The organism is Protofrankia symbiont of Coriaria myrtifolia (assembly GCF_900634755.1).
Taxonomy (GTDB): Bacteria; Actinomycetota; Actinomycetes; order Frankiales; family Frankiaceae; genus Protofrankia; species Protofrankia coriariae.
Genome location: NZ_CAAAFS010000355.1, coordinates 1 through 9,570, shown reverse-complemented (window position 1 = coordinate 9,570; position 9,570 = coordinate 1). Strand labels below are relative to the sequence as shown.

Genomic DNA, 9,570 nt, shown 5'->3' with positions numbered 1-9,570 from the left:
GCGGTGGCGGCGGTGGTCGCCGAGATCGCCTACGCGGCCGGGCTGGTCGACGGCTCCACCGGGACGGACACCCAGATCATGCCCACGACGGCCTACGACCGGTGGTGTGTGGAGACCCCGGCCATGCGGTGGGCCGTCCTGGTGGAGGCGTGGCTGCACACCCCGGACGTCCCCGGCCTGGTGGGGGAGCGGGACGACAAGGGCCGCCAGCTCGCGGCGCTGTCGCTGGAGCTGCGGCGGCGCAGCGCGCCGGAGCTGCGCCGTCTCGTACTGGACGCGTTCGCCGCCGCGCCCCGCGGGCTCGCGCCCACCCCCACCTCGGTGCGGGAGCTGCTCGCCTGGCGGATGCCGCGGCGTGGCGGGCCGTTGCTGGACAGGATGGTCGACTGGGTCTTCGCCGAGGCGGAGCTGCTGGGCGTCACCGGCCGGGGCGCGCTGTCGGCCGCCGGGTGGGCGTTGGCCCGCGGCGAGGCCGGGGTGGGGGCGAGCCGCTCCGAGCTGGCGGCGGCGCTCGGCCCGATGCTGCCCGAGCCCGTCAGCGAACTGTTCGTGCAGGCCGACCTCACCGCGGTGGCGCCGGGCCCGCTGGTGCCGGAGATCGCCGCCGAGCTGGCGCAGATGGCCGATGTCGAGTCCTCGGGCGCGGCGACGGTCTACCGGTTCTCCGAGACGTCCCTGCGGCGGGCGCTGGACGCCGGGCGGACCGTCGAGGACATCCGCGACTTTCTCACCCGGGTGGCCCGTGGGGGCGTACCGCAGACGCTGGACTACCTGGTGGACGACGTCGCTCGCCGGCACGGGCGGTTGCGGGCGGGGCCGGCCGCGTCCTATCTGCGCTGTGACGACACCGCTGTCCTCTCCGAGGTGGTCGCCTCCCGGCGGACCCAGGCGCTGGGGCTGCGCCGGATCGCGCCGACGGTGGTGATCTGCTCGCTGCCCATGCCCAAGCTGCTCGACGGGCTGCGCGCCGCCGGTTTCTCCCCGGTGGGGGAGGGCCCGGACGGGCGGGTGGTGCTCAGCCGGCCGGAGGTGCACCGCACGCCGGGCCGGCCGCGGCCGCCGGGCGGTGCCCAGGCGCGGGGCGGCCGTGACGAGCAGCTGCGCGACATGGTGCGGATGATCCGCCGTGGGGACGCCAGTACCCGCACGGCGCGGGCGGCCGCCGCCGCGGCCGGTTCGCTGGCCGACGGGGTCGACGGGATGGTGCGCTCCGCGCCGTTGATCCTGGTGACGCTACAGGGGGCGGCCCGCGCTGGCCGCCGGGTGCTGCTCGGATACGTCGACCAGCAGGGGACGCCCAGGGACCAGGTGGTCCGCCCGCTGACCGTCGAGGGTGGCTGGGTCACGGCCTGGGATCAGCGCACCAGCGCGACCCGGCGGTTTGCGTTACACCGTGTGACCGGCGTCCTCGATGTGGAGGACACGCTCCCGAGTGCTGAGATCAACGGCTACCCCTGGCTCTACGAGCCGGGCGGGCCGGGCGGTTTCAGGGCGGCTTCCGCCTCCCGAGCCGGTTTCGGTGCCGGGTCGGCGGGCGTGGGCCCGGTCGCCGTGGACCCCGTTGCCGTGGACCCCGTTGCGGTGGACGCCGCCGGGACGGACGCCCCCGAGACGCCGACGGTGGTGCCCGGCCAGGCGCCTCCACGGCCGCTTGACACGGAGGACATTTCCGATCTGCCCTGACGACAGCCCGACCTGCCCTGACAGCCCGACCTCCCTGACAACGGCCGGGCCCGCCTCGCCTCCCGATGACCGGAGTTTCCCGATGACCGGATTTCGGCGGCCGGGCCGCTCTGCGGCCGGATCGCCCGGACGACGCCCGCCGCGGGCGACGGCGTCGGCCCTGCCCGGGACCACCGGCGAACATGCGAGAATCGGCGGACGCGCTCGGTGTCCGCTGGCCGGCCGGTCTGCTCCGCTTGCCGGTCCGCCTGACGCGACGCCGTGAAATCGGCGTCCTGGAAGCCTTCGGACGCCTCAGGAACCCTGAGCCCCTCGGAAATCCCGAAACCCTCGGAAGGCCCTCGGAAGGGTGGTGAGACGTGACCGACGGTCCGTTGATCGTCCAGTCGGACAAGACCCTGCTGCTAGAAGTCGATCATCCGCTGGCCGGCGACGCCCGAGCCATGATCGCGCCGTTCGCGGAGCTGGAACGTTCACCCGAGCACGTGCACACCTACCGGATCACCCCGTTGGCGCTGTGGAACGCCCGGGCCGCCGGCCATGACGCCGAACAGGTCGTCGACGCGCTCGTCCGGTTCTCCCGCTACGCCGTTCCGCACGCGCTGCTCGTCGACATCGCCGACACCATGGACCGCTACGGCCGGCTGCGGCTGGAGAACGACCCGGCGCACGGGCTGGTGCTGCGCACCGTCGACCGCGCGGTGCTCACCGAGGTCGTCCGGTCGAAGAAGGTCGCGCCGATGCTCGGGCCGCGCCTTGACGACGACTGTGTCGTGGTGCACCCGTCCGAGCGGGGACGGCTCAAGCAGGCGCTGCTGAAGATCGGCTGGCCGGCCGAGGACCTGGCCGGTTACGTCGACGGCGAGGCGCACCCGATCGAGCTGCGCCAGGACGGCTGGGAGCTGCGCGACTACCAGAAGGGCGCGGTGGCGGGTTTCTGGGAGGGCGGCTCGGGTGTGGTGGTGCTGCCCAGCGGTGCCGGCAAGACCATCGTCGGAGCCGCCGCCATGGCGCACGCCCGCGCCACCACCCTGATCCTGGTCACCAACACCGTCGCCGGCCGCCAGTGGCGCTCGGAGTTGCTGCGGCGCACGTCGCTCACCGAGGAGGAGATCGGCGAGTACTCCGGCGAGCGCAAGGAGATCCGGCCGGTCACCATCGCCACCTACCAGGTGATGACGGCCCGCCGTAAGGGCGAGTACCTGCACCTGGAGCTGTTCGGCGCCCGCGACTGGGGGCTGATCGTCTATGACGAGGTGCACCTGCTGCCGGCGCCGGTCTTCCGGATGACCGCCGACATCCAGTCCCGCCGCCGGCTCGGCCTGACCGCGACCCTGGTGCGCGAGGACGGCCGGGAGGGCGACGTCTTCTCGCTGATCGGCCCCAAGCGGTACGACGCCCCCTGGCGCGAGATCGAGGCGCAGGGCTGGATCGCGCCGGCCGAATGTACCGAGGTGCGGGTGACCCTCACCGAGGACGAGCGGATGGCCTACGCCGTCGCCGAGACGGAGGAGCGCTACCGCATGTGCGCCACCGCCCACAGCAAACGGGAGGTGGTGCGCCGGCTGGTGCAGCGGCACGCCGACGACCAGGTGCTCGTCATCGGCGCCTACCTCGACCAGCTCGACCAGCTCGGCGAGCTGCTCGACGCCCCGGTCATCCAGGGGTCGACCCGCAACCGGGAGCGCGAACGCCTGTTCGAGGCGTTCCGGACCGGGGAGATCAGGACGCTGGTCGTCTCCAAGGTCGCGAACGTGTCGATCGACCTGCCGGAGGCGGCGGTCGCCATCCAGGTCAGCGGCACGTTCGGGTCACGCCAGGAGGAGGCGCAGCGGCTCGGGCGGGTGCTGCGCCCGAAGGCGGACGGCCGGGGCGCGCACTTCTACACCGTGGTCTCCCGGGACACGATCGACCAGGAGTACGCCGCGCACCGCCAGCGCTTCCTCACCGAGCAGGGCTACGTCTACATGATCGTGGACGCTGACGACATCCCCGATCCCGCGTAACTGTCCGGCTCCGGGTGGCCAATCACCCGATACCGACTGATCGCCTGGCCCTGTGTAACCGTCCGATGATTACTCTGGGTATAGTTACTCTGGGTTTGGTGGGTCTACGAGAGTGGCTGGGATGATCGTGCAGGGTACCGGCGTGATCACTGTCAGCTCCTCGTCCCCGGTCGCGGATGCCGCCGGTACGTAGGCACCGTTGACGAGCCGGTAGGCGTCGATGCGCGGGCCGTCCGGATCGACCAGCCAGCAGTCGGGCACGCCGTGGTCACGGTAGAGGTCGAACTTGAGCGTCCGGTCGTAGCGGCGGTTGCCGGCCTCGGCGACCTCGACGACCAGCAACGGCAGGCCGGTGATCCGTTGTTGGCGGTCGTCGTCGCCGGCGGCGGCCACGACGATGTCGGGGACGACCTCGCTGCGCGGCTCGATCCGGACGCTGACGTCACGGGTGTGGACGCGCATGTCGGCCGGGGTGGCCTCGACGAGCAGCCGGACCAGGCGTTTGGTCACCCGGGTTTCCAGCGGCGTCGGCCATGGGCGGACCACGAACATCCCGTCGACGAGCTCGAAGCGGGGGTCGAGCGCGAGTTCGTCGAGGTCCGCCACGGTGAGCGGCGGCGCGGGCAGCGTTAGGACGGGACGGAGCGAGCGTGTCGCGGGGCCGGGAGAAGGCACGCCAGTAATGGTGCCCTGTGGCCCGGAGACTGTCTAAATGTTCTTTGCCGTATCGCTGTCAGCCGAGGCCGCGGGAGTCCTGCTTGAGCGCGGTGTCTATGGTGAGCGCGGAGGCGACCACCAGGCTGCGCAGCGGATCCGTCAGCGGACGGTGGATCTGGACGACGTAGTTGTCAGCGGTGGTGAACAGGGTGCGGGCCAGCCCCTCCCAGGTTTTCGTCACCCGGGCGATCTCGGTGTCGCCGTGGTCGACGATCGAGAAATTCCACGCCCGCCAGTTCTCCGTTTTGATCGTTCCGATGGGCGTCCCGCCGGTTTCCAGCGCGAAACGGATCTTGCCGAAAATGTTCTGCTGGACGATCTGGCCGATCTCGAATCCGTCCGGCCGGGTGAGGACCAGATGGGCCACGCCGGCGCTGTCGCGCACCTCAAGCCGGTGGGTGAAGAACTGGTCGAGCGAGCTGACGAACCGTACCGCTTTCTTCAACGCGCTCTGGCCGACCTCGACAACCGAACCGATCTGGTTGCCGGCCTGGTCGAACACGGCGTACTCGTTCGTCAGTTCGATGAGCTTGGTCTTCTGGTTGACCACCAGGACCGGTTCGGTGAAAAGCGTCCCGCCGCCACCGTGGACGGGTCGTACACCCGCGCCTTCAGAAACCTGGCGCTGGACGCGGTCCGGTGCGTAGTTGGTCTGTACCGGCGCGTTCTGGTAGCCCTGTGGAGTTCCCCAGCCCTGGGCGGGCGCCGTCTTGCCCGGTGATTCCGGCTGTCCCGATGGCGCGTCGCTGACCTGGTCGGTCCAGGTGGTGCCGTCCCAGTAGCGGAAGCCGTGCTGGCCGGACGGGTCGGCGTACCAGCCGGCCGGCGGTGTGGTCTGGGTCATCTCGTACACACTCCCGGTCATGGTGCTGTTCGCGGCCCACCACGAACCCGTGGCGGCGGTAACCCCACCGAAATCGACGCTTCACGAGAGTATGCCCGACATGGTCGGTAAATCGCCGCGACCGTCGTCCAGTCCTGGACCAGGCACGACAGGGACATGACACGACAGAGGCATGACAAACGACAGAGGCATGACAAAGGGGCGGTCCCGCCATTGGGACCGCCCCTTTTTATCCGGTTTGTTCGGTATTCAGGCTGTAGGCCTCAGAAGTCGAGGTCTCCACCGCCGCCGGGCGCGGCCGGGGCCGGGTTCTTCTCCGGCTTGTCGGCGATGACGGCTTCGGTGGTGAGGAACAGCCCGGCGATCGACGCGGCGTTCTGCAGCGCCGAACGGGTGACCTTGGCCGGGTCGATGATGCCGGTGCCGATCAGGTCGACGTACTCGCCGGTGGCCGCGTTCAGGCCGTGGCCGGCGGGCAGGTGGCGGACCTTGTCGACCACGACGCCGCCCTCAAGGCCGCTGTTGTAGGCGATCTGCTTGATCGGCGCCTCCAGGGCGAGGCGGACGATGTTCGCCCCGGTGGCCTCGTCACCGGCGAGGTCGAGCTTCTCGAAGGCGGTGACCGACGCCTGCAGCAGCGCGACGCCACCACCGGCGACGATGCCCTCCTCGACCGCGGCCTTCGCGTTCGAGACGGCGTCCTCGATGCGGTGCTTCTTCTCCTTGAGCTCGACCTCGGTGGCGGCACCGACCTTGATGACCGCGACACCACCGGCGAGCTTGGCCAGCCGCTCCTGCAGCTTCTCGCGGTCGTAGTCGGAGTCCGACTTCTCGATCTCGGCGCGGATCTGGCTGACTCGACCGGCGATCTGGTCGGGGTCGCCGGCGCCCTCGACGATCGTGGTCTCGTCCTTGGTGACGACGAACTTGCGGGCCTTGCCGAGCAGGTCGAGGGTGGTGCTCTCCAGCTTCAGGCCGACGTCCTCGGAGATGACCTGGCCGCCGGTGAGGATGGCGATGTCACCGAGCAGAGCCTTGCGGCGGTCACCGAAGCCGGGGGCCTTCACCGCGACGCTCTTGAAGGTGCCACGGATCTTGTTGACGACCAGGGTGGCCAGGGCCTCGCCCTCGACGTCCTCAGCGATGATCGCCAGCGACTTGCCGGCCTGCATGACCTTCTCCAGGAGCGGGAGCAGGTCCTTGACCGCCGAGATCTTGCTGTTGACGATGAGGATGTACGGGTCGTCGAGGACGGCTTCCTGACGGTCGGCGTCGGTGACGAAGTACGGCGAGATGTAGCCCTTGTCGAAGCGCATACCCTCGGTGAGCTCAAGCTCGAGGCCGAAGGTGTTGCTCTCCTCGACGGTGACGACACCCTCCTTGCCGACCTTGTCCAGCGCCTCGGCAATCAGCGCGCCGATCGCGGGGTCGCCCGCGGAGATGGACGCCGTGGAGGCGATCTGCTCCTTGGTCTCGACCTCCTTGGCCTGCTTGGAGAGCTCCTCGGAGACGCGCTCGACCGCGACCTCGATGCCCTTCTTCAGGCCCAGCGGGTTGGCGCCGGCCGCCACGTTGCGCAGACCCTCGCGGACCAGTGCCTGGGCGAGGATCGTCGCGGTGGTGGTGCCGTCACCCGCGACGTCGTTGGTCTTCTTCGCTACTTCCTTGACGAGTTCCGCGCCGATCTTCTCGTACGGGTCCTCGAGTTCGATCTCCTTGGCGATGCTCACGCCGTCGTTGGTGATCGTGGGGACGCCCCACTTCTTCTCCAGAACGACGTTGCGGCCCTTCGGGCCGAGTGTGACCTTCACGGCGTCGGCCAACTGGTTCATGCCGCGCTCCAGGCCGCGCCGTGCCTCCTCATCGAAGGCAATGATCTTCGGCATGGTGTCGTGGTCCTCCCAGGGGAATGGCTGTTCAATGGCCTGGCCAAGACGACGCCCGCGACGGACGGCCCGGTGGCCTCGTCGCTCAGCCCTGGCACTCGCAGCGGGTGAGTGCCAGCTCCTGTTTAGCACTCGAGGTGGGTGAGTGCAAGCTCGCCCCCCGCTGCGCCGCATGGCCGGACGGCCCGTCGCGGGCCCGGCCAGGTGGCGGCCGCGCGCCCGTCGTATGTCCGTCGTATGCCTGTGGCATGCCAGCCGCATGCCGCGCTCCGGTCCGTTGAACCGCCGGTGAACTCCTGGTGCGCGGTGGTCGCCGGCGGTCGCGCGGCGCGGCCGTCCCACAGCTCCAGCCGCCCCACCGGGCCAGCCGTTTCGCCGGGCCAGCCGGCCCGCTACTCCATGAAGTCGCCGGGACCGATCCCGAGCTCGCGTTCGAGATCCGCCGGGCTGTGGTCGCGCAGGTAGGCGGAGAACTTCCGGGCCACCGCGCTCATGTGCTCCTCCGCGGTCCGTCGGCCGATGCGCTGGCGCCTGGCGATGCTGCCGTACGGCTCGCCGCGGGCGCGGGCCCGCAGGACGGCCCGCTGCGTCGGTGAGGCCGGGCAGCGCCCCGGTCCGGCTGACCGCCTCCGCGAGTCCGGTCACCGCCGTCATGAGGACCATGCGGCCCGCGCTGACCGCGCTGACCGCGCTGACCGCGCTGACCGCGCTGACCGCGCTGACCGCGCTGACCGCGCTGACCGCGCTGACCGCGCTGACCGCGTCGACGGCGTCGACCAACCGGGCCGGCGGCTCGGACTTGTGCACGATGCCCCACGCGCCCACCCCCAGGCATCCCGCGAGCACCAGCGGCCGGCGCTGACCGGTATAGATGATCACTCGATGGCCGGCGCCGGCGACCGCCCCGACCGCCTGCCGGCCGTGCACGGGGGCGGACCGGCTGCCGCCGCTCAGGTCGAGGTGGACGAGAACCGTGTCGAGCGTGCCGGCAGGCGGCGCGAGGGCCAGGAACTGGCCGACGCCGCTCGCCGCGACGACCACGGTCAGCCCCGGTACCAGCAGGAGCCCGTCTTCAGGCGGAACCCGCGCCAAGGAGGACGAGGGCCAGGGGCGCAGGTGGGGCGCCCACACATCGCAGGACACCCGGCCGCGCCACCGCCATGCCGGTCGCAGCGGTCATGCGGCTGCGGCCGTCGCCCGCGATGACGGTGTGACGGCGACAGCCGAACCACGTTTTCGCCGGTACCGGTTCCATCGCACCGCCGATGGCCGCTGGGGGACCTGTGCGCCTACAGCCCTCCCTGGAGGGCTGGCCGTTACGGGTGGCACCGACCTCGGTCGCGAGCTGCCCGGAGGAGAATTTTTGCGGCGCTGGCTGCCTGGCGTCGACTTTTTCCGGCAAAAGACAGGCTGGTGTGGCCGTGCGGCATGCCCGGCAGCGCGGAGCCGTCGTACGGGGGTACGTCGGCGTCGAGGGCCTCCCGGACGCTTACCGCCCATGTGCCGAGTGTCGACATGCCAGCGGCCTGGTGTTCCTCGTAGGCTTTCTTCGCGTCGACGGCCTTCTCTCGCCGGGTCGAGAGAAATTCATGATCTTTCTTGGTCGGCTGGAACGCGAGATAGGTCGGTCGTTCCTCCTGATCCGAGAAGGCTGCGGCGATCTGTCGCCAGAGCAGTTCCGTGGGATCGCTGAGCAGGATGCCCCGCGGATGATCAGTAGGGTCGGCTGGACTGGCCGACGGCTCGTTCGCGTCATCCGGCTCCGTGGGATCCATCATTGTCGCGGTACGCTCCTTCTCTCGTATCGACTACGGTTTCGGCGCGCAGTATCCGTTGAACCTCGAGCAATGCTGCTCGGACGTCTGCCGGTGTGTGCTCGATGTCGGTCCGCTGGACCGAGTCGAGCGCGTGCAGCCAGGTCTCACCGATGGGAGATATCTCTATCGACAGTTCCCACCGGTCGATACTCCATTCGACACTGATGCCGCCATCGGGGGTTGGGTAGAGATGTGGTACGGGAATTCCGTACCGGCCTGACTCCCGGAGGAGATCTCGTGTGACTGAGATGGCTCCATGGCTGACCCGTTCACCTTCGCCGTCGGTCCAACCCGGTTCCAGTCGTTCGATTTCGGCGAGCCGCTGGAGGGTTTCCGCGATCTTTGTTTCTGAGTTCCACGTGTCGTCCGTATTTTCGTCCGTGACGGCGGACACCGCGAAGACACGCTCGATCCGTTGTGGTCGTTCGTCTTCGGAATAGCGAACCAGTCCGTCGATCACTATGGGCTGGGTGTCGATTCCCAGGGCGTCCCTGAGCCACTCGAAGCTGTCGAGATCGCAGGAGCCGGACATGGTTCGATGTTCATCGACCCGAAGTCTGAACGACAGGTCCTCGCTGTTCAGGTCGACCACTCGGCCTATAATGCAATGGCGCTTA

7 protein-coding genes and 1 pseudogene are annotated in these 9,570 nt (G+C 69.7%); 3 read left to right on the top strand and 5 right to left on the bottom strand.

Annotation, left to right across the window (positions count from 1 at the left end):
• Together CM1CMNOD_RS20700 and CM1CMNOD_RS20695 are read left to right on the top strand one after the other, a co-directional pair.
• The coding region (locus CM1CMNOD_RS20700) for a helicase-associated domain-containing protein (RefSeq protein ID WP_207387515.1) at window positions 1-1,683 on the top strand (1,683 nt) is incomplete at its 5' end.
• A 359-nt stretch (window positions 1,684-2,042) separates the two neighbouring features.
• A complete protein-coding gene (locus tag CM1CMNOD_RS20695; protein ID WP_013875541.1) occupies window positions 2,043-3,689 on the top strand; it encodes a DNA repair helicase XPB in 1,647 nt (548 codons plus the stop codon).
• 84 nt (window positions 3,690-3,773) lie between these two features.
• Here the strand turns inward: CM1CMNOD_RS20695 and CM1CMNOD_RS20690 are convergent, their stop codons facing one another.
• The 3 genes from CM1CMNOD_RS20690 to groL form a co-directional block, all read right to left on the bottom strand.
• On the bottom strand, window positions 3,774-4,364 hold the full coding sequence (locus CM1CMNOD_RS20690) for a Uma2 family endonuclease (protein WP_013875540.1): 591 nt from the start codon (window positions 4,362-4,364) through the stop codon (window positions 3,774-3,776).
• A gap of 58 nt (window positions 4,365-4,422) precedes the next feature.
• Complete coding sequence (locus tag CM1CMNOD_RS20685; RefSeq protein WP_013875539.1) at window positions 4,423-5,250, bottom strand: phospholipid scramblase-related protein; 828 nt, start codon at window positions 5,248-5,250, stop codon at window positions 4,423-4,425.
• Between the two features lie 263 nt (window positions 5,251-5,513).
• Complete coding sequence (groL, locus tag CM1CMNOD_RS20680) at window positions 5,514-7,136, bottom strand: chaperonin GroEL (RefSeq protein WP_013875538.1); 1,623 nt, start codon at window positions 7,134-7,136, stop codon at window positions 5,514-5,516.
• A 592-nt stretch (window positions 7,137-7,728) separates the two neighbouring features.
• Between groL and CM1CMNOD_RS20675 the strand changes: the two genes are divergently transcribed.
• Window positions 7,729-7,998 (top strand): hypothetical protein, encoded by a 270-nt coding sequence (locus CM1CMNOD_RS20675; RefSeq protein ID WP_131774136.1) that lies wholly within the window; start codon window positions 7,729-7,731, stop codon window positions 7,996-7,998.
• A 454-nt stretch (window positions 7,999-8,452) separates the two neighbouring features.
• Here the strand turns inward: CM1CMNOD_RS20675 and CM1CMNOD_RS20670 are convergent, their stop codons facing one another.
• Window positions 8,453-8,914: a hypothetical protein gene (locus CM1CMNOD_RS20670; protein WP_013875534.1), complete on the bottom strand. Its 462-nt coding sequence runs from the start codon at window positions 8,912-8,914 to the stop codon at window positions 8,453-8,455.
• Window positions 8,889-9,570 (bottom strand): annotated as a pseudogene (locus CM1CMNOD_RS20665) (hypothetical protein); the annotation flags it as partial. The gene CM1CMNOD_RS20670 and the pseudogene CM1CMNOD_RS20665, both read right to left, overlap by 26 nt.